General features: G+C 70.0%; 20 protein-coding genes and 3 rRNA genes. 8 read left to right on the top strand and 15 right to left on the bottom strand.

The window, feature by feature from the left end:
- Positions 1-11: 11 nt before the first annotated feature.
- Positions 12-1,394, top strand: coding sequence for an FAD-binding oxidoreductase (locus BLW57_RS30165; RefSeq protein WP_093478838.1), 1,383 nt, complete (start codon positions 12-14; stop codon positions 1,392-1,394).
- Between the two features lie 66 nt (positions 1,395-1,460).
- Positions 1,461-3,107, top strand: coding sequence for a PucR family transcriptional regulator (locus BLW57_RS30160; protein ID WP_093478837.1), 1,647 nt, complete (start codon positions 1,461-1,463; stop codon positions 3,105-3,107).
- A 12-nt stretch (positions 3,108-3,119) separates the two neighbouring features.
- Here BLW57_RS30160 and BLW57_RS30155 read toward each other — a convergent pair whose 3' ends face one another.
- The 6 genes from BLW57_RS30155 to BLW57_RS30130 all read right to left on the bottom strand — a co-directional run bounded on the left by BLW57_RS30155 (position 3,120) and on the right by BLW57_RS30130 (position 9,180).
- Complete coding sequence (locus BLW57_RS30155) at positions 3,120-4,256, bottom strand: glycosyltransferase family 4 protein (protein ID WP_093478835.1); 1,137 nt, start codon at positions 4,254-4,256, stop codon at positions 3,120-3,122.
- Positions 4,257-4,594: 338 nt separating this feature from the next.
- Positions 4,595-5,281 carry a hypothetical protein gene (locus BLW57_RS30150; RefSeq protein WP_256339854.1) on the bottom strand — a complete coding sequence of 229 codons (687 nt, stop codon included), beginning with the start codon at positions 5,279-5,281 and terminating at the stop codon, positions 4,595-4,597.
- Positions 5,282-5,331: 50 nt separating this feature from the next.
- Positions 5,332-7,074, bottom strand: a complete 1,743-nt coding sequence (recN, locus tag BLW57_RS30145; RefSeq protein WP_176985777.1) for a DNA repair protein RecN — start codon at positions 7,072-7,074, stop codon at positions 5,332-5,334.
- Positions 7,075-7,149: 75 nt separating this feature from the next.
- Positions 7,150-8,055 (bottom strand): NAD kinase, encoded by a 906-nt coding sequence (locus tag BLW57_RS30140; protein ID WP_093478832.1) that lies wholly within the window; start codon positions 8,053-8,055, stop codon positions 7,150-7,152.
- Positions 8,052-8,867: a TlyA family RNA methyltransferase gene (locus BLW57_RS30135; RefSeq protein WP_093478831.1), complete on the bottom strand. Its 816-nt coding sequence runs from the start codon at positions 8,865-8,867 to the stop codon at positions 8,052-8,054. Before BLW57_RS30135 ends, BLW57_RS30140 begins: the two co-directional genes overlap by 4 nt.
- 7 nt (positions 8,868-8,874) lie before the next feature.
- Positions 8,875-9,180 (bottom strand): hypothetical protein, encoded by a 306-nt coding sequence (locus BLW57_RS30130; RefSeq protein WP_093478829.1) that lies wholly within the window; start codon positions 9,178-9,180, stop codon positions 8,875-8,877.
- A 42-nt stretch (positions 9,181-9,222) separates the two neighbouring features.
- Between BLW57_RS30130 and BLW57_RS30125 the strand changes: the two genes are divergently transcribed.
- Positions 9,223-9,570 carry a sterol-binding protein gene (locus tag BLW57_RS30125; RefSeq protein ID WP_093478828.1) on the top strand — a complete coding sequence of 116 codons (348 nt, stop codon included), beginning with the start codon at positions 9,223-9,225 and terminating at the stop codon, positions 9,568-9,570.
- On the opposite strand, the gene BLW57_RS30120 is transcribed toward BLW57_RS30125, so the two are convergent.
- The 4 genes from BLW57_RS30120 to BLW57_RS30105 form a co-directional block, all read right to left on the bottom strand.
- Entirely contained in the window at positions 9,554-10,357 is an 804-nt protein-coding gene (locus BLW57_RS30120; protein WP_093478826.1) for an ABC transporter ATP-binding protein, read from the bottom strand. The genes BLW57_RS30125 and BLW57_RS30120 overlap by 17 nt on opposite strands.
- Before the next feature lie 74 nt (positions 10,358-10,431).
- On the bottom strand, positions 10,432-11,478 hold the full coding sequence (locus BLW57_RS30115; protein ID WP_093478825.1) for a FecCD family ABC transporter permease: 1,047 nt from the start codon (positions 11,476-11,478) through the stop codon (positions 10,432-10,434).
- On the bottom strand, positions 11,475-12,518 hold the full coding sequence (locus tag BLW57_RS30110) for a FecCD family ABC transporter permease (protein ID WP_093478823.1): 1,044 nt from the start codon (positions 12,516-12,518) through the stop codon (positions 11,475-11,477). The genes BLW57_RS30115 and BLW57_RS30110 overlap by 4 nt, the downstream gene beginning before the upstream one ends.
- 105 nt (positions 12,519-12,623) lie before the next feature.
- Entirely contained in the window at positions 12,624-13,655 is a 1,032-nt protein-coding gene (locus BLW57_RS30105; protein WP_093478822.1) for an HAD hydrolase-like protein, read from the bottom strand.
- Positions 13,656-13,729: 74 nt separating this feature from the next.
- Between BLW57_RS30105 and BLW57_RS30100 the strand changes: the two genes are divergently transcribed.
- On the top strand, positions 13,730-15,013 hold the full coding sequence (locus tag BLW57_RS30100) for a DUF1015 domain-containing protein (RefSeq protein WP_093478820.1): 1,284 nt from the start codon (positions 13,730-13,732) through the stop codon (positions 15,011-15,013).
- A 70-nt stretch (positions 15,014-15,083) separates the two neighbouring features.
- On the opposite strand, the gene BLW57_RS41835 is transcribed toward BLW57_RS30100, so the two are convergent.
- Positions 15,084-15,911 carry a hypothetical protein gene (locus tag BLW57_RS41835; RefSeq protein WP_256339853.1) on the bottom strand — a complete coding sequence of 276 codons (828 nt, stop codon included), beginning with the start codon at positions 15,909-15,911 and terminating at the stop codon, positions 15,084-15,086.
- 429 nt (positions 15,912-16,340) lie between these two features.
- On the opposite strand from BLW57_RS41835, the gene BLW57_RS41830 reads away from it, so the two are divergent.
- Complete coding sequence (locus tag BLW57_RS41830; RefSeq protein ID WP_218138138.1) at positions 16,341-17,168, top strand: hypothetical protein; 828 nt, start codon at positions 16,341-16,343, stop codon at positions 17,166-17,168.
- Between the two features lie 29 nt (positions 17,169-17,197).
- On the opposite strand, the gene rrf is transcribed toward BLW57_RS41830, so the two are convergent.
- The 4 genes from rrf to BLW57_RS30070 form a co-directional block, all read right to left on the bottom strand.
- A 5S ribosomal RNA gene (rrf, locus tag BLW57_RS30090) occupies positions 17,198-17,314 on the bottom strand.
- Positions 17,315-17,417: 103 nt separating this feature from the next.
- Positions 17,418-20,538 (bottom strand): 23S ribosomal RNA (locus tag BLW57_RS30085).
- 304 nt (positions 20,539-20,842) lie between these two features.
- Positions 20,843-22,368, bottom strand: a 16S ribosomal RNA gene (locus BLW57_RS30080).
- The 16S, 23S and 5S rRNA genes sit together here, the layout of an rRNA operon.
- A gap of 598 nt (positions 22,369-22,966) precedes the next feature.
- A complete protein-coding gene (locus tag BLW57_RS30070) occupies positions 22,967-23,617 on the bottom strand; it encodes a DNA-3-methyladenine glycosylase (protein ID WP_093478819.1) in 651 nt (216 codons plus the stop codon).
- Between the two features lie 101 nt (positions 23,618-23,718).
- On the opposite strand from BLW57_RS30070, the gene BLW57_RS30065 reads away from it, so the two are divergent.
- The 3 genes from BLW57_RS30065 to BLW57_RS30055 all read left to right on the top strand — a co-directional run bounded on the left by BLW57_RS30065 (position 23,719) and on the right by BLW57_RS30055 (position 25,760).
- Positions 23,719-24,501, top strand: coding sequence for a sporulation protein (locus BLW57_RS30065; RefSeq protein WP_093478817.1), 783 nt, complete (start codon positions 23,719-23,721; stop codon positions 24,499-24,501).
- A 44-nt stretch (positions 24,502-24,545) separates the two neighbouring features.
- Complete coding sequence (locus BLW57_RS30060; RefSeq protein ID WP_093478816.1) at positions 24,546-25,085, top strand: YbhB/YbcL family Raf kinase inhibitor-like protein; 540 nt, start codon at positions 24,546-24,548, stop codon at positions 25,083-25,085.
- Between the two features lie 168 nt (positions 25,086-25,253).
- Complete coding sequence (locus tag BLW57_RS30055) at positions 25,254-25,760, top strand: HNH endonuclease (RefSeq protein WP_093478814.1); 507 nt, start codon at positions 25,254-25,256, stop codon at positions 25,758-25,760.
- The last annotated feature ends 61 nt before the right edge of the window (positions 25,761-25,821 follow it).

Here is a 25,821-nt window from a genome sequence, read left to right as displayed (position 1 = left end):
AGGGGGCGGCCATGGCTCCCTCATCGAAGGCGGGCGCGGCCCTCGCCGCGCTGCGCGAGGATCTGGTCGGCGCCGTGTTCGCCCCAGGGGACCCGGGCTACGACGAGGCCCGTACGGTCTTCAACGCGATGATCGACCGCAGGCCGGCGGTCATCGCCCAGTGCGCGGACACCACGGACGTGGTCCGCACGGTGCGCTTCGGCAGGGAACTGGACCTGCACATCGCGGTACGCGGCGGCGGCCACAGCGTGGCCGGGTCGGCGCTCGGCGACGGTGCGCTGGTGGTGGACCTGCGCCGGATGCATCAGGTGACCGTGGACCCGGCTGCCGAGGCGGCCCGGGTCGAGGGCGGTGCCACGATGAGCCATCTGGACCGGGCCACCCAGCGCCACGGCCTCGCGACCACCGGCGGACGCGCCTCCACCACCGGTGTGGGCGGGTTCGTCCTGGGCGGCGGCACCGGCTGGCTGGACCGGGCCTTCGGACTCGCCGTCGACAACCTCATCGGCGTCGAGCTGGTGACCGCCGACGCCGAGCGCGTGCACGCGAACCCCGACGAGAACCCCGAGCTGTTCTGGGCCCTGCACGGCGGGGGCGGCAACTTCGGGATCGCGACCGCGCTCACCCTTCAGCTGCACGAACTGCCGGAGTTCTCGATCGTGCTGCTGATGTACCAGCCGCAGTTCGGGCCGGACGTGATCCGCACCTACCGCGAGGTCATCCGCACCGGACCGGACGAGCTGAGCGGCGCGGCGCTGTACATCACCGGCCCGCCAGAGGAGTTCACGCCGCCCGAGCTGGTGGGCAAGCTGGTGTGCGCCGCCCTGCTGACCTACGCGGGCGGCGAGGACGACCTGCGCAAGCTCGCCGAGCCGCTGCTGGCGCTGCCGCACGAGGTGGAGCTGGCCGGTGACATGCCGTACGCCGACGTGCAGTGCATGCTCGACGATCCGCCCGGGCTGCGGAACTACTGGTCCGCGGAGTATCTGACCGGGCTGCCGGACGACTTGGTGGACGTCTTCTGCGCCCGCGCCGACAGCATGCCGGTGCCGACCAGCACCCAGCACCTGTTGTTCCCGCAGGGCGGCGCGATCGCCGCAGGCCCGCACGAGTACCCGGTGCCGTACCGGGACGCGGCGTGGGCCGCGCACCCGTTCGCCATCTGGGCGGATCCGGCCGACGACGAGCGGGCCGTCGCCTGGGTCCGGGACGTGCGGGCGGACGTCCGGCCGTGGAGCACCGGGGCGGTCTACCTCAACTTCATCGGCGACGAGGGCCGGGAGCGGGTCCGGGCGGGCCTGGGCGAGGAGAACACGCTGCGCCTGGAGAAGGTGAAGCGGCAGTACGACCCGGACAACGTGTTCCGCTTCAACCACAACATCAGGCCCGTGTAGCGACCGCCGCGAACGGCCCGGTGCCGAAGCTGTCCCCGGGGCGTTTGCGCAGGTAGCGTCCGCTGCATGGACAGCCGTACGGACAACCGATTCGACACCCAGGGCGCCGGGATCACCGTGCAGCGGGCGCTGGAGCTGCCTGGTCTGCGCAGTGGTCTGCCGGAGATCCTGGCGGGCGCCGACCGGCTGGGGCGCACGGTGCGCTGGGTGCACGCGGGCGAGGTGCCGAACATCGCCTCGCTGCTCAAGGGCGGCGAGCTGCTGCTCACCACCGGCTACGGCCTCGGCACCCGTCCGGCCGAGCAGCGGGCCTTCGTCCGGACCCTCGCCGAGCGCGGGATCGCCGCGCTGGTGGTGGAGCTGGGCCCGCGCTTCACCCGGCTGCCCTCGGCCCTGGTGGACACGGCCCGGACGGCCGGTCTGCCGCTGGTCCAGCTGCACCGCGAGGTGCCGTTCGTGACGGTGACCGAGGAGATCCACACGGAGATCGTCAACGGGCACTACGCGCTGCTCCAGCGGGCCGACGAGGTGCACCGGCGCTGCACCGAGGCTCTGCTGGGCGGCGGCGGGGTGCCGCAGGTGCTGGGCATCCTGGCCGACTTCGGTGACAACCCGGTGTTCCTGGAGACCGCCGACGGCCGGCTGCTGTACGCCGCCGGGTCCGGGCCGGAGGGCGCGGACCCGTTGCAGGTGTGGGAGGGACTGCGCGGCCCGCACAAGGACGCCCCGCCGCCCGCCGGTTCCGTCCTGGTGGACGTGCCCGGGGGCGGTCCGGGTACGGCGGGTTCGGTCCGTGCCCGGCTCGTCCTGCTGCCGGTCCGCTCACCGCTGTCGCCGGTGCACCGGATCGCCGCCGACCGGGCCGCGGGCATCCTGGCCGTGGTGCTGATGCAGGCCCGGCAGGAGGAGGAACTCGCGGCGCGCGGACGCGGGGACTTCCTCACCGACCTCGCGGAGGGCCGTATCGCGGCGGAGGACGCCCCGGCACAGGCCCGGGTCCTCGGCTTCCGGCCCGGCGAGAGCCCGTTGCTGCCCGTCGTCATGCGGATCGGTGACTCCCTGTCGCCCGGCGGCGGCTGGGCCGTGCTGGCCCGGGCGGTCTCCGAGGAACTGGCCGCGGTGGGCGTGCCGGTGCTGCTCGGCGTCAGACCGGTGGAGGGCCGGGTCCTGGTGCTGCTGGGGCTGCGCGCGGAGTCCGAACGGCCGGCGATCGCGGACCGGGTGGCGGCGGCACTGCGCGCGGGTGTGGAACGCGCCGGGATGCGGCGGCCGGGCTCCCCGCCGCCGGTGGTCGTGGTCGGTGTGGCCGGCGGCTGGGCCGCGGCCTCGGCGGGGCTGCGGCACGCGGCGGAGACGGCGACGGCGGCCCAGGGACTGACCGACCGGCCCTGGTACGACGCCCGCCGCCTCGACATCGACCTACTGCTGTGGCGGCTGCGCGACCATCCCGACCTGGCGGCCTTCGTGGACCGCGCGATCGGCCCGCTGCGCGACCACGACCGCCGCTCCAGGCCGCCGCTGCTGCCGACCCTGGAGACCTATCTGGCACACGCCGGCCGCAAGGCGGAGACGGCCCGGGAACTGCACCTGAACCGGCAGACGCTCTACAACCGCCTGGCCCGCATCGGCGAGTTGCTCGGCACCGACCTCGACGACCCGCAGACGGTCCTGGCGTTGAGCCTGGCCCTGCGCGCCCGCCGCCACGTCCCCTAGGGCCGGGCGGCTCTAGGCGAGCGGCCGGGGCTGCGTCAACTCGTCGTACACGCTGAGCACCTGGGCGACCGTCTCGTCCTCCGTCGGCCAGGTGGCGGCCTGCCGGACACCCCGCTCCCGCAGCAGCTCCCGGCGCTCGGGATCACCGAGCAGCCCCACCACGCATCGCGCGAGCGTCTCCGCGTCGCCGTACGGGACGAGTTCGGCCGCGTCGCCCACCAGGTCCGGGACACCGCCGACGCGGGTCGCGACGAGCGGCACGCGCGCGTACAGCGCCTCCTGGGCGAGCACGGACCGCGACTCCCAGCTGCTGGTGACCAGGGCCAGATCGGCGGCGGCGAGCAGCTCGGGCACGTCCTCACGGTGACCGAGGAGCCGCACCGGCAGCCCCTCGTCCTCGATGCGCCGTTGCAGCAGCGGACGCAGCGGCCCCTCCCCCGCGACGACGACCAGCGGCACCGGGTCCAGGTCGCGCCAGGCGCGGGCCGCGTCCAGCAGCACCTCGTAGCCGCGGTGCCCGTCGAGCGAGCCGACGGCGAGGAGCAACGGGCGGCCGGTGGTGCCGAGTTCGGCGCGCACCTTGGGCCGCGGCCGGTCGGGGTCCTCGTGCCCGACGGGCCCGCGCCGGCCCGGCAGGCCGACCGCCGAGAGCCGGGCGTCCCGCGCACCGTGCCTCCGCGCCCGGTCGACCAGGTCGGAACTGGTGCCGAGCACCACCGCCGCCGTCCGCACCACCCGCCGCTCCAGCAGCCGCAGCAGATGCGCCCGCGCGCCCTCGGCCCGTGCCCGGTTGTGCCAGGTGACCACCAGCGGGGTGTCGCGTCCGCCGAGCGCGAGCACGGCCCGGAAGGAGGCGTGCAGCCCGTGCGCGTGCACCAGGTCGGCGTCGGCGCAGGCCGCCCGGAGCGCGGCCACCGAGGCGGGGTCGCTGCTGCGGGGCACGTGGACGTGCTCGGCGCCGGACCCGGTGAAGTCGTAGGTACGGTCGGCCTCGACGGGGGCGCACACCGTGACCCGCACGCCCCGCGCGACGAGTCCCCCGGCGAGGGAGCGCACGTGCGCGCTGCTGCCGGCGTTGCCTCCGCCCAGCACCTGCACGGTGCGCAGCAGCGACTGGCCGTGCGGTGCGTTGCTGCTCACGGGGCTCAACGGGCCGGGGCTCCTGGTTCGGCGGGGGTGATCACGACGACGCGGGTGGTCACGAGGAAACGTACAGAAGGTAGCGGGCTCAGGGGGGCTGAAGGACGTACCCCGCGTGCCTGCGGCGCGGACCGCTCCGGATCGCCGCCCGCCCCCTGTTCCCCGTCAAGCATGCCAGGCGGCCCGGCCGTTGCGGGAACACGGGAGGGCGCATACCGCGGCGGGCCGGGGCAATGCGCCGGAGCACGTCACCCACACGGGTGAGAGAAACCCCGCCGCGGCCGAACGGCCGCCGCCGAGGCGACGGGCGAACGCTCAGCACACGCGGGTACGACCGCCCCGGCCGCTCACAGGGCCCGCGCCCACGCGGACACCCGGTCCCCGTACGCGGCGGCGGCCACGGCGGCGACGGCGTGCGCGAGGAGACCCGCGCGCCGGTTGCGGGCGACCACGGCGGTACCGAGCGCCGCTCCGAGCGCGTGCGCCCCGGTGTCCCCGAGCATCACGCGCTCGCCGGCGTCGTCGGGCAGGACGGCCGCGGCGGCGCCCAGGGCGGCCGCGGTCAGTTCGCCGCCCGGCCCCTTCCGCAGCAGTCCGGGCGCCCCGAGCGCGAGCACCGCGCCCGCGGTCCGTCCGGGGCGGACGTCGAGGAGATTGGCGAAGTGGGCGGACCCGGCGATCACGACCCCGGCGAGCACCCTGTCGGCGGGCCGTTCCTTCATCAGTGCACCGGCCAGCAGCCCCGCGGCCGCTATGCCGAACAGCTTGACGGCGCCGCTGGTGACCTCGCCGCTCCGGAGGGCACCGAGATGCGCCCGGAACCCGCGCCGGTGGTCCCCGGCGACGTCGTCGTACGCGCCGCAGACCCCGGCCGCCAGCACCGCGAGCCCGGCGGCGGGGTGGACCCGCGCGGCTCCCACCGCCGCGCCCAGCGCCGACGCGGGACCGGCGTACAGCCCGACCGCCCGCCCGGCGTGGTTCCTCCGCTCCCAGCGTGCCCGGCTGCCGGGAGCGTGGGCGCGCAGGGCGGCCATGCCCGCGCCGGTGACGGCGGCGGCGAGGGCGAAGGAGCCGGTGCGGCTCGTCACCGGTCCGTCCGGGCCGTCTCCAGGAGTTCCTCCGCGTGCGCGCGGGCCGTCTCGGAGTCCTCCTGGCCCGCCAGCATGCGGGACAGCTCGCGGATGCGCTCCTCGCCCTCCAGGACCTTCACGCCGGACCGGGTGACCGACCCGTCGTTGGTCTTCTCGACCAGCAGCTGCCGGTCGGCGAAGGCGGCCACCTGGGGCAGGTGGGTGACGACGACGACCTGCGCGGTCCGGGCGAGCTTCGCCAGGCGCCGCCCGATCTCCACCGCGGCCTTGCCGCCGACACCCGCGTCGACCTCGTCGAAGAGGTACGTCGGCACCGGGTCGGTGCCCGCGAACACGACCTCCACGGCCAGCATCACACGGGACAGCTCACCGCCGGAGGCACCCTTGGCGATGGGTCGCGGCGGTGCCCCCGGATGCGGGGCGAGCAGCAGTTCCACCTCGTCGACGCCCGTGGGCCCGTACGCAACCGCGCGCCCGCCGACCTCGACGCCCTCGGGGTCCTCGGTCTGCCGGATGGCGAAGGACACGCGCGCGTGGGGCATGGCGAGGGAGGCCAGCTCGGCGGTCACGGCGGCCGCGAACCGTTCGGCGGCCTCGGTCCGTGCGTCGGTCAGCGCCTGCGCCAGCCCGCCCAGCTCGGTGCGCAGGGCGTCCCGCTCGGCGGTCAGTTCGCCGAGCCGCTCGTCGTCGCCGTCCAGCTCGGTGAGCCGCGCGGCACTCTGCTCGGCCCACGCGAGGACCGCGTTCACGTCCTCGCCGTACTTGCGCGTCAGCGCGGTCAGCGCGGCCCTGCGCTCCTCCACCGCGGAGAGCCGCAGCGGATCGGCGTCGAGATCGTCGGCGTATCCGGCCAGCTCACCGGCCACGTCACCGAGCAGGATGCCGATCTCCCCGATCCGGTCGGCGAGCGCGGCCAGCGCCGGATCGTGCGACCGCACGGCCTCCAGGGCCCGGTGGGCGCCCGCGACGAGGGTCGAGGCGTCGATCCCCTCGGGGTCCTCGGGGATGCCCGCGAGGGCGGCGTGCGCGGCCGTCGCGGCGGACGACAGCGCCTCGGCGTGCCCCAGCCGCTCCGCCTCCTCGGCCAGCTCCGTGTCCTCCCCGGCCCGCGGCTCGACGGCGGCGACCTCCTCGAGGCCGTACCGCAGCATGTCGGCTTCCTGCGCACGCTCCCGCGCGCGCGTGGTGATCTCCTCCAGCTCGGTGGCGACGGCCCGCAGGCGCCGGTAGGCCTCGCTGTACTTGGTGAGCGGCACGGCGACGGTGTCGCCCGCGTACCGGTCGAGGGCCTGCCGCTGCCGGGACAGCTTCAGCAGCCCCTGCTGGTCGGTCTGCCCGTGCACCGCGACCAGGTCGTCGGCCAGCTCGGCGAGCAGTCCCACGGGCACGCTGCGCCCGCCCAGGTGCGCCCGGGAGCGGCCCTCGGCGGACACGGTGCGACTGATCAGCAGGGCCCCGTCGTCCAGCTCGGCGCCGGCCTCCTCGGCCCGTACGACGGCGGAGGCACCCGCGGGCACGGCGATCCGCCCCTCCACGACCGCCTTGTCGGCCCCGATCCGCACCAGCGCCGGGTCCGCCCGGCCGCCGAGCAGCAGCCCGAGGCTGGTGACCACCATGGTCTTGCCCGCACCCGTCTCACCGGTGACGGCGGTGAACCCCGGTGACAACTCGACGACGGCATCGTCGATGACCCCGAGTGACCGTATCCGCATCTCCTCCAACACGGAACAGACCATACGAGGTCCGGGGCGGGGAGTGCACACAGGCCGCCCCTATCACCCCGGCGAGTGGTCCCGATCCGTCGGCGGACGCTAGTGGGGCGCTCCCCGCCAGCCGGTGGTGGGCAGCGCGAACTTCGCCACGATCCGGTCGGTGAAGGACGAGTGGTGCAGCCGGGCCAGCCGCACCGGTACGGCGCCGCGCCGCACCTCCACCCGCGCCCCGGGCGGCAGCTCGACGGTCCGGCGGCCGTCGCACCACAGCACGCCCGGCGGAATGTGCGGCAGCACCTCCACGGCGAGCACCGAGTCCGGCGAGGTCACCAGCGGCTTCGCGAACAGTGCGTGGGCACTGATCGGCACCATCAGCAGCGCCTCCACCTCGGGCCACACCACAGGACCGCCGGCGGAGAACGCGTACGCCGTGGACCCGGTGGGCGTGGACAGCACCACTCCGTCGCAGCCGAACCCCGTCACCGGACGCCCGTCGATCTCCAGCACGACCTCGAGCAGCTTCTCCGCGCCGGCCTTCTGCACGGCCGCCTCGTTCAGCGCCCAGTCCGTGTGCACGATGTCGCCGTTGCGGTGCACGACGACGTCGACGGTCATCCGCTCCTCGACCTCGTACGACCGCGCCACCACCCGGTCGACGACCCGGTCCAGGTCGTCCCGCTCGGCCTCCGCGAGGAAGCCGACGCGCCCGAGGTTGACGCCGAGCATCGGCACCCCGGAGGCCCGGGCGAACTCGGCTCCGCGCAGCAGCGTGCCGTCACCGCCGAGGACGATCAGCAGCTCGCAGCCGTCGAGGCACTGCGGGGTCGCCTCCTTGACCAGCCGCACCTCGTCCGGCAGCGGCAGGTCGCGGGCCTCCTCCTCCAGCACCCGCACCCCGATGCCGTGCCGCACCAGGCCCTTGACGACGAGTTCCGCACTGCGGATCGCCGCGGGCCGCCCGGTGTGGGCCAGCAGGAAAACCGTACGCGCCAGGTTCTGTGTCAACGCGGCCCCTCCGCCACTGCACGGTCGACGTCGGCCGGGTCCAGTGCGGGTGCCCCGGACCGCAGCCAGAGAAAGTACTCCACATTGCCCGACGGGCCGGGCAGCGGACTCGCGGTGACCCCCCGCACCCCGAGCCCGAGCTCCCAGGCCTTGTCGGCCACTCCCCGCACGGCCTCCGCCCGCAGCTGCGGACTCCGTACGACACCCCCGCTGCCGAGCCGTTCCTTCCCCACCTCGAACTGCGGCTTGACCATCATCACCAGGTCGGCGTCCGGTTTCACGCACCGCTTCAGGGCGGGCAGCACCAGCCCGAGCGGGATGAAGGACAGATCGCCCACGACAAGATCCACAGGTTCCCCATCGATCGCCTCAAGCGTCAACTCGCGTACGTTCGTACGGTCCTTGACGGTGACGCGTTCATCGCTCTGCAGAGTCCAGGCGAGTTGGCCGTAACCGACGTCCACCGCGACGACGTGCGCGGCGCCCGCGCGCAGCAGGACGTCGGTGAAGCCGCCGGTGGAGGCGCCGGCGTCCAGCGCGCGCCGGCCCTCGACGACGAGCCCCAGCGGGACGAAGGCCGCCAGCGCGCCGGCGAGCTTGTGGCCGCCGCGGGACACGTAGTCGGGGTCGCTGTCGTCGGCCTGCACCACGATCGGGGCGGCGGTCTCGACCTGCGTGGCCGGCTTGGTCGCGACGGTCCTGTCGACGGTGACCCGCCCGGCGGCGATCAGCTGGCTGGCGTGCTCGCGCGAACGCGCGAGCTTCCGGCGGACCAGCTCCGCGTCGAGACGGCGGCGTGCGACTCCTGCCACGTTCGGTTCAGCTCCTGCTCTGGTGGTACGTCGGTGAGGGCCCCGGAGGTCCCGGGCGGGCGTCGAGCGCGGTGAGCGCGTCACGCAGCCCCCGGTGTACATCCTCGTACACCTCGATGTGGCCGTCGGTGGCGAGGTGGTCGACGTCGGCCACCCGCTCCAGCTGGGCGTCCACCTCGGCGTTGCCGGTGGAGGTGCGGGGGACGTTCACGGGGGCCGGGGCTGCGGGGTCGTACTCCGGCTCCGGTTCCGCCTCGGTGACGATCGCCGCGGCCTGCGTGACGGCCTGGGCCTCGGACACGGACTCGCTCATGCCCAGACGCTACCGCGAACCACTGGGGTACCGTCGGTGGCGATGGCCACGATCGAGGAGTGCCGGGCGGCACTGGGAAAGCTTTCGGACAACATGCGGGGCGCCGAGGGCGACGTGCGCGCGGCCGCCGCCCTGGACCGCTCGGTGAGCTGTCACATCACGGATCTCGACATCACCTTCGAGGGCCGGATGACCGGCGGCCGGATCGAGGTGGACGACACCCACCCTGGGCCGCCCCGCGAGAAGGCGCAGATCCGGCTCGCCATGGCCGGCGACGACCTGGTGGCCCTGGTGGGCGGCGACCTGAACTTCGCGACGGCCTGGGGCAAGGGCCGGGTGCGGCTGGAGGCGAACCTGCTGGACCTGTTCCGGCTCAGGAAGCTGCTGTGACCCGTGCCCTGCGCGCGGCCGGCACGACCAGCGGGGTTCCGGTCTCGGGGTCCTCGATGACCTGACAGCGCAGCCCGAAGACCTCCTCCACGAGCTCGGCGGTCACGATCTCGTTCGGGGCGCCCTCGGCGATGACCCGGCCACCGCGCAGGGCGATCAGGTGGGTGGCGTAGCGCGCCGCGTGGTTCAGGTCGTGCAGGACGGCGACGAGGGTGCGGCCCTGGGTCTCGTGCAGGTCGGCGCACAGGTCGAGGACGTCGATCTGGTGCTGGATGTCGAGGTAGGTGGTCGGCTCGTCGAGCAGGAGCAGCGGGGTCTGCTGGGCCAGTGCCATGGCGATCCACACGCGCTGACGCTGCCCGCCGGACAGCTCGTCCACGTACCGGTCGCCGAGTTCGGCGACGCCGGTCTGCCGCATCGAATCCCGGACGACCCGCTCGTCCTCCGCGGACCACTGGCGCAGCAGCCCCTGGTGCGGGTAGCGGCCCCGGCCGACGAGGTCGGCGACCGTGATGCCGTCGGGTGCGACGGACGACTGCGGAAGCAGCCCCAGGGTCCGCGCGACCTTCTTCGCGGGCATCGCCCGGATGGCCTGCCCGTCGAGCAGCACCCGGCCCTGGCTGGGCCTGAGCATCCGGGACAGCGCCCGCAGCAGCGTCGACTTGCCGCACGCGTTGGGGCCGACGATCACCGTGAAGGAGTTGTCGGGGATCTCCACCGAGAGCTCCTCGGCGATCACGCGCTGGTCGTAGGCGAGGGTGACGTTCTCGGCGGACAGGCGGTTCACAGTGCTCCTAGGGGTGTTCGGGCGCGGATCGCGCACAGCCGGCTCCGTGCCGCTCGTCTCGGGTTCCGCGCCGCTCATATCCGGCCCGCCCTGCGCTCGGTGACGAGCAGCCACAGGAGATAGCCGCCGCCGAGGACGCCGGTGACCACGCCGACGGGCAGCTGGTCGGCGCCGAAGGCCCGCTGCGAGGCCCAGTCGGCGGCGACGAGCAGCGCGGCGCCCATGCAGAGGGAGGCCACCAGGTTCGGCCCGGGCGAGCGGGTCAGGCGCCGGGCGAGCTGGGGCGCGGTGAGCGCGACGAAGCTGACGGGCCCGGCGGCGGCGGTCGCGGCCGCGGTGAGCAGGACGGCGCAGACCATCAGCACGAGCCGGACGCGCTGCACGCGCACACCGAGGGCGCCCGCGACGTCGTCGCCCATCTCCATCATCCGGAGACCGCGCGCGTTGGCGAGGACCAGCGGGACGAGGACCGCGCACAGGGCGAGCAGCGGCCACACCTGCGACCAGTCGCGGCCGCTGAGCGAGCCCGTCATCCACACGACCGCGCGGGCCGCGTCGACCAGGTCGGCCTTGGTGAGCAGATAGCCGTTGACCGCCGTGACGACGGCGGACACGCCGATGCCGACCAGGACCAGCCGGTACCCGTGCACCCCCTGCTTCCAGGCGAGCAGGTAGATCGCGAGTCCGGTCGCCAGACCGCCGATCAGCGCACCGGCGGTCACCTGGGTGGCGCTGCCGGACATCAGCACGATCACGACGAGCGCGCCGGCCGTCGAACCCTGCGACAGACCGAGCACGTCCGGGCTGCCCAGCGGGTTGCGGGAGACGGCCTGGAACAGGGCGCCGCCCAGCCCGAGCGAGGCGCCGACCAGCAGGCCGACGAGCACCCGCGGCAGCCGCAGCTCGTTGACGATGAAGTCCTGGTACGCGGTGCCGTTCCCGGCGAGCGTCCGCAGCACGTCGGCCGCGGGGATCTTCGCGTCGCCCGTGCCGATCAGCGCGACGGCCGCGGCGAGCGCGGCGGCCAGCAGCAGGACGACGACGATCAGCGCGCGCGGGTCCAGGCGCAGCGAGAACCCGCCGGGGGTGCGTACGGCACGGCTCGTGGAGCGAGTCTTCACAGCTGGGCCGTCCTCCGCCGTCGTACGAGATGGATGAAGACCGGACCGCCGATGACCGCGGTGACGATGCCGACCTGGAGCTCCGAGGGCCGGGCCGCGATCCGGCCGATCACGTCGGCGCCGAGCAGCAGCACGGGTGACAGGACCGTCGCGTACGGCAGGATCCAGCGCAGGTCGGGTCCGGTGAAGGAGCGCACGACGTGCGGCACCATCAGGCCGACGAACAGGATCGGTCCGCAGGCGGCGGTCGCGGCACCGCACAGCACGGTGGCGGCCAGCATGGCCAGGGCGCGGGTGCGGTTGAGGTCGGCGCCGAGGGCGTGGGCGGTGTCGTCGCCCATCTCCACGGCGTTCAGCGGCCGGGCCAGCACGAGCGCGAGGACCGTGCCGACCGCGAGGAAGGGCAGCACCTGCACGATGGTCGAGTCGGTGGCCGACGCCAGCGAACCGACCGTCCAGAAGCGCATCCTGCTCAGCGCCGCGTCGTCCAGGATCATCACGGCCTGCAGATACCCGTAGAGGGCCGCGCTGATGGCCGTGCCGGCGAGCGCCAGCCGTACGGGGGTGGCGCCGCGGCTGCCGCCGAGGAACCACACCAGGGCACCGACCGCCGCCGCGCCCAGGAAGGCGAACCACACATAGCCCGTCAGGCTGGTGACGCCGAAGAAGCTGATGGCGGTGACGACGGCCGCGGAGGCACCGGCGTTGATGCCGAGCAGTCCGGGGTCGGCCAGCGGATTGCGGGTGAGCGCCTGCAGCACCGCGCCGGCGAGCCCGAGCGCGGCGCCGACCAGCAGACCGAGGGCCGTGCGCGCGAGCCGCTCGTCCACGACGACGTCCCCGTACGTCCCCGTGTCGTGGAACAGGCCGTGCCAGACCTGGTCCAGCGACAGGGCTTTCGCCCCGACCGCGATGCTCGCCACGGCGACGAGCACCAGGATCGCGACGGAGAGCAGGAACCCAAAGGCCCGCGCCGCCCGGCGGGTTGGGGGCGCGGGGGCGGTCTCCGCGCGCTGTTCCGGAGGACTGTCGACCAACACGTGGTTAGGTTAGCCTACCCTCGCATGGGATCTCGATCCCCGGTCGCCCTCCGTTCGTCCGGTCCGCCCCCCGGCCCGGTCCGTGGGCCGGGGGGCGGCGTTCGCTCACAGGCCGAGACGGGCCAGCGCCTTTTCACCGTCCTGCTCGCACGCCCCGTCACCGGCCGCCGCCCAGGCCGCCGCGCACAGGGCACGAAGTCCGTCCATCGCGGCCGTGCCGCCGCCGTCGACCTCCAGCCGCCCCGTGCCGGCCCGCGCCGTCCACTCGCCGCACCGGAATCCGTCCCCGTCGCGCGTCACCTCCGGCTGCGCGGCGAGCAGTCCGCGCAGATCGCCGTCGACGTACGTCGGCCGGTGACGGGGCGGCGCCGCGAGCAGCTGCGCCCCGTCGGTGACACCGGTCAGCACGAGCAGCGAGTCCACCCCGCCGTTGAACGCGCCCTCGATGTCCGTGTCCAGCCGGTCCCCGACCACCAGCGGCCGCTTCGCACCGGTCCGGATGATCGTCTCCTTGTGCATGGGAGGCAGCGGCTTGCCCGCCACCTGCGGCTCGGCACCGGTCGCGATCCGCACGACCTCCACGGCCGCCCCGTTGCCCGGCGCGATGCCGCGCCCGCTCGGGATCGTCAGGTCGGTGTTGGACGCGAACCACGGCACGCCACGCGCGACGGCGTACGACGCCTCGGCGAAACGCCCCCACGGCAGATCCGGTCCGCCGTACCCCTGCACCACCGCCACCGGGTCGTCGTCCGCCGACTCCACCGGCGTCAGCCCGCGCTCGCGCAGCGCCACCCGCAGCCCCTCACCGCCGATCACCAGCACCCGCGCCCCGGCGGGCACCTGCTCGCTGATCAGCCGCGCGACGGCCTGCGCCGAGGTGATGACGTCCGCGGCCCCGGTCGGTATGCCCAGCTCCGTCAGATGGCCGGCCACGGCGTCCGGCGTGCGCAGCGCGTTGTTCGTGACGTACGCCAAATGCATCCCGCCCGAGCGTGCCGCCTCCAGGGAGTCCACAGCGTGCGCGATCGCGTTACCGCCCGCGTACACCACCCCGTCCAGATCGAGCAGCGCCGTGTCGTACGCCTCGCTCAGGGGCCGCCCACTGCCCTCGGGACTCGTCCTGACGCCCTGGCTCATGTCCACATCGCTCCTCGTTCACTCGCCTTTCCCCCGATCATCCCGCATGCCACCGACACACGTACGATGCCGGGATGAACACTGCAGGTCACTCGGAAGCAACGGCGCGCCGAGGACTGGAACTCACCCCGTTCCGGGGCCTCCGGTACGACCCCGACCGGGTCGGCAGCCTGGCTTCCGTCACCTCTCCGCCGTACGACGTGGTCGTACGCCCCGACGGGGTGCACCACCTCCAGTCGGCGGATCCGCACAACATCGTCCGGCTGATTCTGCCGCAGGCCGGCACCCCGAGCGCCCGCACCGAACAGGCCGCCGACACCCTGCGCCGCTGGCTGGACGAGGGCATCCTCACCGCCGACCCCGAGCCGGGCCTCTACGTGTACGAGCAGCAGGACGGCGACGGCATGATCCAACGCGGTGTCATCGGCGCACTGCGGGTCTCCGACCCCGAGGACGGCGTGGTCCTGCCGCACGAGGACGTCATGCCGCCCGTGGTGGCGGACCGCGCGGCCCTGATGCGCGCCACGCGCGCCAACCTGGAACCGCTGCTCCTGACCTACCGCGGCAACGGCGCGGCGGCGGACGTCGTCGAGCGTACCGTCGAGCGCCCGCCCCTGCTGGCGACGACCACCGAGGACGGCTACCGGCACCGGCTGTGGGCGGTCACCGACCCCGCCGAACTCGGCCTCATCCAGTCCGACCTGGCGAACCGGCAGGCGCTGATCGCCGACGGCCACCACCGCTGGGCCACCTACCGCCGGCTGCGCGCGGAGCACCCCTCCCCGAGCCCTTGGGACCACGGCCTGGTCCTCCTGGTCGACACCGCCCGCTATCCGTTGCGCGTCCGTGCCATCCACCGGCTGCTGCACGGCCTGCCCGTCGCGGACGCGCTGGCCGCCGTGGACGGCCTGTTCCGGGTACGGCACCTCGACACGCCGCTCGCGGAGGCCCAGGCGGCCCTGGCGGACGCGTCCTGCGCGGGGAACGCCTTCCTGCTGGCCGGCGACGGCGCCTTCCACCTGCTCGACCACGCCGACCCCGCTCTGCTCGCCCGGACGATCCCGGCGGACCGGCCGGCCGCCTGGCGCTCGCTGGACGCCACCGTCCTGCACGCCACGCTCCTCGAGCACGTCTGGCACATCCCCGAGGACTCGCCGGCCCACATCGCCTACATCCACGACACGGCCGCCACGGTCGAGAAGGCCGAACGGGACGGCTCGACCGCCGTCCTGATGCACCCGGTGCGCGAGGAGGTCGTACGGGACCTGGCCCGCCAGGGAGTGACGATGCCCCGCAAGTCGACGTCCTTCGGACCGAAGCCGGCGACGGGGCTGGTACTGCGGGCGCTGGAGATCTGAGCCGGCGCACGAGGTCAGCACATGGAAAAGGGCAGGCCCACGGGGCCTGCCCTTTTCTCATCGGTCCTGGTCAGTCCTTGTCGCCGTCGTCCTCGGCCGGGGCGGTGGACTCGGCGTCGCCGTCGTTCGCGCTCGCGTTCTCGGACGTGTCGGCGTCCGCCTTCGCGGGCTCGGCGGCGGTCTCGGCCGGGGCCTCTGCCTCGTCCTCGTCCTCGTCCTCGTGGAGGGCGTCGACGAACTCCACGCCGTCCAGCTCGGCGAGCCGGTCGGAGGCGTCCGTGCTGCCGTCCCGGTCGGCCTCGACGGCCTTGGCGAACCACTCCCGCGCCTCGCTCTCGCGGCCGACCGCCAGCAGGGCGTCGGCGTACGCGTAGCGCAGTCGCGCGGTCCACGGCTGGACCGAGTTGGAGGCCAGCTCCGGGCTCTGCAGGGTCACGATGGCCGCGTCCAGCTGGTCCATGTCGCGCCGGGCACCGGCGGCGACGAGCCGCATCTCGACCTGACCGGCCTTGTCCAGCTTCTGCACCTCCGGGGCACCGGCCATGTCCAGCGCCTTCTCGGGACGCCCGAGCCCACGCTCGCAGTCGGCCATCATCGGCCACAGGTCCACGGTGCCGGTCATACGCCGGGCGGCCCGGAACTCCGCGAGGGCCTCGCTGTACTTCTGGTTGGCGTAGGCGGCGAAGCCGGCGGCCTCACGCACGGCGGCCACGCGGGAGGCCAGGCGCAGGGCGACCCTGGAGTAGCCGTAGGCCCTCTCGGGCTCCTCGTCGATGAGCCGGGCGACCATCACCAGGTTCTTGGCGACGTCCTCCGCGAGCGTCTTGGGCAGGCTCTGCAGCTCCTGCCGGACGTCCTTGTCGATCTCGTCGCCGGTGACGTCCTCCGGGATGGGCAGCCGCTTGATCGGCTCGCGGTCGCGGTCGCGGTCACGCTCGTCGCGGAAGCGGCCACCGCCCCGCCGGTCGTCCCGACGGTCGTCACGTCGGTCGTCACGTCGGTCGTCACGGCCCCGGTAGCCACCGGGGCGACCGCCCCGGTCGTCACGACGGGGCCCACGGGAACCGCGGTCGTCACGTCCACGGAAGCCACCACGCTCGCCCCGGTCGCCCCGGTCGTCACGGCCCCGGAAGCCACCGCGGTCGTCGTCGCGACGGTACGGGGGACGGTCGCCCCCGCGGTCGTCGCGCCGGTCGTCACGACGGAAGCCCCCACGGTCGCCGCGGTCGTCGTCGCGGCGGCCGTAGCCGCCCCGGTCGTCGTCGCGACGGTACGAGGGACGGTCGCCCCCGCGGTCGTCGCGCCGGTCGTCACGACGGAAGCCGCCGTGGCCTCCGCGGTCGCCACGGTCGTCGCGGCGGAAGCCACCGCGGTCACCGCGGTCCCGGTCGTCACGCTGGTACGCCGGGCGCGAACCCCGGTCGCCCTCACGGCGGTAGCCACCACCACGGTTGTCGTCACGACGGTCGTCACGACGGTCATCACGACGGTCATCACGACGGTCGCCACCGCGGTCATCACGCCGGCCGCCGTAACCACCGCGGTCGTCACGGCCCCGGAAGCCACCGCGGTCGTCGTCGCGACGGTACGAGGGACGGTCGCCCCCGCGGTCGTCGCGCCGGTCGTCACGACGGAAGCCGCCGTGGCCTCCGCGGTCGCCACGGTCGTCGCGGCGGAAGCCACCGCGGTCACCGCGGTCCCGGTCGTCACGCTGGTACGCCGGGCGCGAACCCCGGTCGCCCTCACGGCGGTAGCCACCACCACGGTTGTCATCACGACGGTCGTCACGACGATCATCACGGCGGTCATCGCGGCGGAAACCACCACGGTCACCGCGGTCGCCCCCGCGGTCGTCACGACGGTCGCCCCCGCGGTCGTCACGACGGTCGCCCCCGCGGTCATCGCGTCGGCCGCCATGGCCGGCGCGGTCGTCGCGCCGGCCGTAACCCCGGTCGTCGCGACGGTCGTTGTCCCGGCGGAAGCCACCGCGGTCGCCACGGTCACTGCGGTAGCCGCCCCGGTCGCCACGGTCACCACTGTCCCGTCGCCGCTGGTCGCGCTCCGGTCGATCATCGGGAGAGTTGGTGGACATGGTGACTCCTGTCTTCGGTACCGCAAGCATTGTAAAAACAAAAGGACCCCTGGTCCCAGCTGAACGCTGGGACCAGGGGTCCTCCAAAGATTGTTCGGCGGCGTCCTACTCTCCCACAGGGTCCCCCCTGCAGTACCATCGGCGCTGTGAGGCTTAGCTTCCGGGTTCGGAATGTAACCGGGCGTTTCCCTCACGCTATGACCACCGAAACCCTAATGGTTTCGAGCGAACAAGCACACTTTTTTGTTATGCGTTCTGCTCAAACCGGCAACGGTCGTTGCCTCAGAACCAACACAGTGAACGCGAGCATCAATGGACAAGCCCTCGGCCTATTAGTACCAGTCAACTCCACCGGTTGCCCGGCTTCCATATCTGGCCTATCAACCCAGTCGTCTACTGGGAGCCTTACCCTCTCAAGGAGGTGGGAATACTCATCTCGAAGCAGGCTTCCCGCTTAGATGCTTTCAGCGGTTATCCCTCCCGAACGTAGCCAACCAGCCATGCCCTTGGCAGGACAACTGGCACACCAGAGGTTCGTCCGTCCCGGTCCTCTCGTACTAGGGACAGCCCTTCTCAATATTCCTACGCGCACAGCGGATAGGGACCGAACTGTCTCACGACGTTCTAAACCCAGCTCGCGTACCGCTTTAATGGGCGAACAGCCCAACCCTTGGGACCGACTCCAGCCCCAGGATGCGACGAGCCGACATCGAGGTGCCAAACCATCCCGTCGATATGGACTCTTGGGGAAGATCAGCCTGTTATCCCCGGGGTACCTTTTATCCGTTGAGCGACGGCGCTTCCACAAGCCACCGCCGGATCACTAGTCCCGACTTTCGTCCCTGCTCGACCCGTCGGTCTCACAGTCAAGCTCCCTTGTGCACTTACACTCAACACCTGATTGCCAACCAGGCTGAGGGAACCTTTGGGCGCCTCCGTTACCCTTTGGGAGGCAACCGCCCCAGTTAAACTACCCATCAGACACTGTCCCTGATCCGGATCACGGACCCAGGTTAGACATCCAGCACGACCAGACTGGTATTTCAACGACGACTCCACAACCACTGGCGTGGCTGCTTCAAAGTCTCCCAGCTATCCTACACAAGCCGAACCGAACACCAATATCAAACTGTAGTAAAGGTCCCGGGGTCTTTCCGTCCTGCTGCGCGAAACGAGCATCTTTACTCGTAGTGCAATTTCACCGGGCCTATGGTTGAGACAGTCGAGAAGTCGTTACGCCATTCGTGCAGGTCGGAACTTACCCGACAAGGAATTTCGCTACCTTAGGATGGTTATAGTTACCACCGCCGTTTACTGGCGCTTAAGTTCTCAGCTTCGCCCCACCGAAATGGAGCTAACCGGTCCCCTTAACGTTCCAGCACCGGGCAGGCGTCAGTCCGTATACATCGCCTTACGGCTTCGCACGGACCTGTGTTTTTAGTAAACAGTCGCTTCTCGCTGGTCTCTGCGGCCACCCCCAGCTCACCGAGTAAATCGGATCACCGAGCGTGGCCCCCCTTCTCCCGAAGTTACGGGGGCATTTTGCCGAGTTCCTTAACCATAGTTCACCCGAACGCCTCGGTATTCTCTACCTGACCACCTGAGTCGGTTTAGGGTACGGGCCGCCATGAAACTCGCTAGAGGCTTTTCTCGACAGCATAGGATCATCCACTTCACCACAATCGGCTCGGCATCAGGTCTCAGACTGTGTGCAAGGCGGATTTGCCTACCTTGCGTCCTACACCCTTACCCCGGGACAACCACCGCCCGGGATGGACTACCTTCCTGCGTCACCCCATCACTCACCTACTAACCGCTTGGTTCGGCGGCTCCACCACTCCCCTCAACTCCGAAGAGATCAGGGCGGCTTCACGGCCTTAGCATCACGATGCTCGATGTTTGACGCTTCACAGCGGGTACCGGAATATCAACCGGTTATCCATCGACTACGCCTGTCGGCCTCGCCTTAGGTCCCGACTTACCCTGGGCAGATCAGCTTGACCCAGGAACCCTTAGTCAATCGGCGCAAACGTTTCTCACGTTTGTATCGCTACTCATGCCTGCATTCTCACTCGTCAACCGTCCACAACTACCTTCCGGTGCTGCTTCACCCGGCAGACGACGCTCCCCTACCCATCACAGCACCCGTTGGGGCTTATTGCTGCAATGACACGACTTCGGCGGTACGCTTGAGCCCCGCTACATTGTCGGCGCGGAATCACTAGACCAGTGAGCTATTACGCACTCTTTCAAGGGTGGCTGCTTCTAAGCCAACCTCCTGGTTGTCTGTGCGACTCCACATCCTTTCCCACTTAGCGTACGCTTAGGGGCCTTAGTCGATGCTCTGGGCTGTTTCCCTCTCGACCATGGAGCTTATCCCCCACAGTCTCACTGCCGCGCTCTCACTTACCGGCATTCGGAGTTTGGCTAAGGTCAGTAACCCGGTAGGGCCCATCGCCTATCCAGTGCTCTACCTCCGGCAAGAAACACACGACGCTGCACCTAAATGCATTTCGGGGAGAACCAGCTATCACGGAGTTTGATTGGCCTTTCACCCCTAACCACAGGTCATCCCCCAGGTTTTCAACCCTGGTGGGTTCGGTCCTCCACGAAGTCTTACCTCCGCTTCAACCTGCCCATGGCTAGATCACTCCGCTTCGGGTCTTGAGCGTGCTACTGAATCGCCCTGTTCGGACTCGCTTTCGCTACGGCTTCCCCACCCGGGTTAACCTCGCAACACACCGCAAACTCGCAGGCTCATTCTTCAAAAGGCACGCAGTCACGAGATACAGCAAGCTGCATCCGACGCTCCCACGGCTTGTAGGCACACGGTTTCAGGTACTATTTCACTCCGCTCCCGCGGTACTTTTCACCATTCCCTCACGGTACTATCCGCTATCGGTCACCAGGGAATATTTAGGCTTAGCGGGTGGTCCCGCCAGATTCACACGGGATTTCTCGGGCCCCGTGCTACTTGGGTGTCTCTCAAACGAGCCGTTGACGTTTCGACTACGGGGGTCTTACCCTCTACGCCGGACCTTTCGCATGTCCTTCGCCTACATCAACGGTTTCTGACTCGTCCTACGGCCGGCAGACCGCAGAAGAGAGATCCCACAACCCCGCATGCGCAACCCCTGCCGGGTCTCACACGCATACGGTTTGGCCTCATCCGGTTTCGCTCGCCACTACTCCCGGAATCACGGTTGTTTTCTCTTCCTGAGGGTACTGAGATGTTTCACTTCCCCTCGTTCCCTCCACACTGCCTATGTGTTCAGCAGCGGGTGACAGCCCATGACGACTGCCGGGTTTCCCCATTCGGAAACCCCCGGATCAAAGCCTGGTTGACGACTCCCCGGGGACTATCGTGGCCTCCCACGTCCTTCATCGGTTCCTGGTGCCAAGGCATCCACCGTGCGCCCTTAAAAACTTGGCCACAGATGCTCGCGTTCACTGTGCAGTTCTCAAACAACGACCAGCCACCCATCACCCCGAACCAACAGGCTCGAGTTCACTGGGGCCGGCGACTGAAGGAAGAACATTCCCTCAGACACCCAACAGCGTGCCCGGCACGATCAGCCGATCAGATCTGCGTTCCACGCCCCGAGGGGCAGTACTAGCGCCTGATCCATCCTGGATCGTGCCGAATAATCAACGTTCCACCCATGAGCAACCAGCACCGGACATTCGCCGATGTACTGGCCTCTGACCGGGCAAGCCCGGTAAGAAGTGCTCCTTAGAAAGGAGGTGATCCAGCCGCACCTTCCGGTACGGCTACCTTGTTACGACTTCGTCCCAATCGCTAGTCCCACCTTCGACAGCTCCCTCCCACAAGGGGTTGGGCCACCGGCTTCGGGTGTTACCAACTTTCGTGACGTGACGGGCGGTGTGTACAAGGCCCGGGAACGTATTCACCGCAGCAATGCTGATCTGCGATTACTAGCAACTCCGACTTCATGGGGTCGAGTTGCAGACCCCAATCCGAACTGAGACCGGCTTTTTGAGATTCGCTCCACCTCACGGTATCGCAGCTCATTGTACCGGCCATTGTAGCACGTGTGCAGCCCAAGACATAAGGGGCATGATGACTTGACGTCGTCCCCACCTTCCTCCGAGTTGACCCCGGCGGTCTCCTGTGAGTCCCCATCACCCCGAAGGGCATGCTGGCAACACAGGACAAGGGTTGCGCTCGTTGCGGGACTTAACCCAACATCTCACGACACGAGCTGACGACAGCCATGCACCACCTGTACACCGACCACAAGGGGGCGCCTGTCTCCAGACGTTTCCGGTGTATGTCAAGCCTTGGTAAGGTTCTTCGCGTTGCGTCGAATTAAGCCACATGCTCCGCTGCTTGTGCGGGCCCCCGTCAATTCCTTTGAGTTTTAGCCTTGCGGCCGTACTCCCCAGGCGGGGAACTTAATGCGTTAGCTGCGGCACCGACGACGTGGAATGTCGCCAACACCTAGTTCCCACCGTTTACGGCGTGGACTACCAGGGTATCTAATCCTGTTCGCTCCCCACGCTTTCGCTCCTCAGCGTCAGTAATGGCCCAGAGATCCGCCTTCGCCACCGGTGTTCCTCCTGATATCTGCGCATTTCACCGCTACACCAGGAATTCCGATCTCCCCTACCACACTCTAGCCTGCCCGTATCGAATGCAGACCCGGGGTTAAGCCCCGGGCTTTCACACCCGACGTGACAAGCCGCCTACGAGCTCTTTACGCCCAATAATTCCGGACAACGCTTGCGCCCTACGTATTACCGCGGCTGCTGGCACGTAGTTAGCCGGCGCTTCTTCTGCAGGTACCGTCACTTTCGCTTCTTCCCTGCTGAAAGAGGTTTACAACCCGAAGGCCGTCATCCCTCACGCGGCGTCGCTGCATCAGGCTTTCGCCCATTGTGCAATATTCCCCACTGCTGCCTCCCGTAGGAGTCTGGGCCGTGTCTCAGTCCCAGTGTGGCCGGTCGCCCTCTCAGGCCGGCTACCCGTCGTCGCCTTGGTGAGCCACTACCTCACCAACAAGCTGATAGGCCGCGGGCTCATCCTTCACCGCCGGAGCTTTCGACCCCCGCAGATGCCTGCAGGAGTGATATCCGGTATTAGACCCCGTTTCCAGGGCTTGTCCCAGAGTGAAGGGCAGATTGCCCACGTGTTACTCACCCGTTCGCCACTAATCCCCACCGAAGTGGTTCATCGTTCGACTTGCATGTGTTAAGCACGCCGCCAGCGTTCGTCCTGAGCCAGGATCAAACTCTCCGTGAATGTTTACCGGTAATCCGGTGCACACATCACGAGAGCGGAACCACCGGAGGAATAGTCCGATGGTTCACAGCGTCCTCGCTGTGTTTTTTCAAAGGAACCTCGTCCCGATCGTGATGACCGGAGACGGGGTATCAACTAATCTGGCGTTGATTTTTGGCACGCTGTTGAGTTCTCAAGGAACGGTCGCTTCCTTTGTACTCACCCTCTCGGGCTTTCCTCCGGGCTTCCCTTCGGTGTTTCCGACTCTATCAGATCTTTCCGATCCGATTTCCTCGGTGCTTTCCAGGTTCCCGCTTTCGCTTTTCCCTTTCCGGCGGTTCCGACTCTATCAGATCCTTTCGGCGTCCGATTCCCGGTCGGCGGGATTGTCTGGGGCTTTGGGCTTTCGCTCGTCGGCCTTTCGACATTCACTACGTTAGCCGATTCCCCCGGCGACTCATAATCGAGTCCCCCGAGTTCGAATTCGGGCGCGCGGGCGCGCCGGAATCGACCCCGTCTAAGGGCTGTAGCTAGGTAGTGGGTTGGCCGCTCCGGCTGCAGGCGATCGCCGTACCCGGTTCAGCGGCTCGGGATACATTACGCACCTCGCGGGGGCGAGTCAACTTCGTCGGCGCCGCGGCACGTGCGCCCGGTAGGGGCTCACAGTCGGATCGTCCGCCACCCAGTAGCGCCACGGGTACAGCTCACCGTCTCCGCCTGCGCCCGCCACTCCGGTGCGCGGACCGCTGCGTACCTGGTCGGAAGGGACGGGGGCGCCCGTCAGCATCCTCAGCGGGGTCCCGTCCGGTGCGCACGCGTCCGTGCCGTCCAGGGAGCGGTCGACCCCCAGGGCCGTGGCCAGACGAGCGGGCCCCCTGGCCAGTTCCTTGTCGTTGCGGGCCGAAAGTCGACGCTTGCGGGCCGGCTCGGCGCCCTCGACCACCTCGCCGGCGCGGAGCAGGACGGCGCTCGCCCGGCCCTCCGGACCACAGACGAGGTTCATGCAGTGCCACATGCCGTAGGTGAAGTAGACGTACACGTGTCCGGGCGGACCGAACATCACCTCGTTGCGGGCGGTACGACCGCGATAGGCGTGCGACCCCGGGTCGTTCGGGCCGTCGTAGGCCTCGACCTCGGTGAGACGGAGTGCGATCGTGCCGTCGGGAGTAGTCCGGACCAGGATGCGCCCGAGAAGGTCGGGGGCGATCTCCAGGACCGGGCGGTCGAAGAACTCTCGGGGCAGTGGCGTACGGTCCGGGGGCGCGATCATGCCGTCCGAGGGTAGTCCAGACGGGTCGGCGTCCCCGCGGAACCGGCGGGGGGTGGATCGCGTTTGTACGGGGCGAGGGTCCATTCGCAAAGGGAGAGTCAATGGCGTTCAAGAAGCTGCTCGCGAGCCTCGGGGCCGGTGGGGCCTCGGTCGAGACGGTGCTGACGGAGATCAACGTCGTACCGGGCGGTGTCGTCCAGGGTGAGGTTCGGATCCAGGGCGGGTCCGTGAACCAGAACATCGAAGGTCTCTCCGTGGGCCTGCAGGCCAAGGTCGAGGTGGAGAGCGGCGACCAGGAGTACAAGCAGGACATCGAGTTCACCAAGGTGCGGCTCGGTGGTGCCTTCGAGCTGCAGGCCGGCGCGGTGCACGCGGTGCCGTTCGGCCTGGAGATCCCCTGGGAGACGCCGGTCACGACGATCGACGGCCAGGCGCTGCGGGGGATGCACATCGGTGTGACGACCGAGCTGGAGATCGCGCGGGCCGTCGACTCCGGCGACCTGGACCCGATCAACGTGCACCCGCTGCCTGCGCAGAAGGCGATCCTCGACGCCTTCATCCAGCTGGGCTTCCGCTTCAAGAACGCGGACATGGAGCGCGGCCGCATCCGGGGAACGCGGCAGCGGCTGCCGTTCTACCAGGAGATCGAGTTCTTCCCGCCGTCGCAGTACCGCGGCCTGAACCAGGTCGAGGTCAGCTTCGTCGCCGACGAGCACGCGATGGACGTCGTACTGGAGATGGACAAGAAGCCGGGGCTCTTCAGCGAGGGCTCGGACACCTTCCGGTCCTTCCAGGTGGGTCTGAACGACTGGCAGGGGACCGACTGGGCGGCTTACCTCAACCAGTGGCTGTCCGAGGTCGGCAGCAAGCGGAACTGGTTCTAGGCTCGGTAGCTGCTGACTACCGTCATCGATCAGGAGGTACCGAGGTGACCGAGCACAAGCGGCGGCCGCTCCCCCACGACTTCCATCCGCCCGTGCCGTCGTTCACGGTGACGAGCACGGACATCGAGGAGGGCGCGACGCTGGGCGGCGCTCAGGTCCAGGCAGAGGGCGACACCTCACCGCAGCTGCGGTGGGAGGGCTTCCCGCCGGAGACCAAGAGCTTCGCCGTGACCTGCTACGACCCCGACGCGCCGACCGGCAGCGGGTTCTGGCACTGGGTCCTGTTCGACATCCCGGCCTCGGTGACGGAGCTGCCGGCGGGTGCGGGCAGCGGCAAGTTCGAGGGACTGCCGGACGGTGCCGTGCACGCGCGGAACGACTACGGAACGAAGGAATTCGGCGGGGCCGCCCCGCCGCCCGGGGACGGTCCGCACCGGTACGTCTTCACGGTGTACGCGGTGGACCAGGAGAAGCTCGGTCCGGACTCGGACGCCTCTCCCGCCGTCGTCGGCTTCAATCTGCGGTTCCACGCGATCGCGCGTGCCCAGCTCATCGGGGAGTACGAGAACCCCGGCAAGGGCTGACCGCACCGCGTCGATTCAGCCGAGCGTTCATTGAACGTTTGCCCGCCTCCGGTCTTGGAAGTGATCGGAGGCGGGCATTTTTTATTGCGTTGTCCATCTCGGCGCGCCCGTACAGAGTTGATCCGAGCCCGCCGGGGGGTGGGCAGGTGCACACGGGAGGTGGGCTGGATGCGTGACACGCTGGTGCTGAACGCGAGCTTCGAGCCGCTGTCGACGGTGACTCTGAACCGAGCCGTCGTCCTGGTCCTCCAGGACAAGGCCGTCGTCGAGCAGGCCCATCCCGAACTGCGCATGCGCGGTGCCGATGTGGACATACCCGCGCCCCGGGTGATCAGGCTGTGCAGGTACGTACGGGTGCCGTTCCGAAGACAAGCCCCGTGGTCGAGGCGGGGGGTGCTGGTACGGGACCGGCACCGGTGCGCCTACTGCGGGCGCAGGGCCACGACCGTGGACCACGTGCAGCCGCGGTCGCAGGGTGGGCAGGACACGTGGCTGAACACGGTGGCCGCGTGTGCGGAGGACAATCACCGGAAGGCGAACCGGACGCCGGACGAGGCCGGGATGGCTCTGCTGCGGGAGCCGTTCGAGCCGACGCCGGCGGACGCGATGCTGCTGGCTCTGGGTGCCGAGGACTTCGAGGCGCTTCCGGCGTGGCTCGCCAGGGACGCGGCCTAGCCGACGGGCCCCCGCGCCCCCGAGGGGCGCGGAAGGAAACCGGCGGCGGGTCCTTGTGCGA

This window comes from Streptomyces sp. 1222.5 (assembly GCF_900105245.1).
Classification (GTDB): Bacteria; Actinomycetota; Actinomycetes; order Streptomycetales; family Streptomycetaceae; genus Streptomyces; species Streptomyces albidocamelliae.
This window is presented reverse-complemented; position numbering and strand designations above follow the sequence as displayed.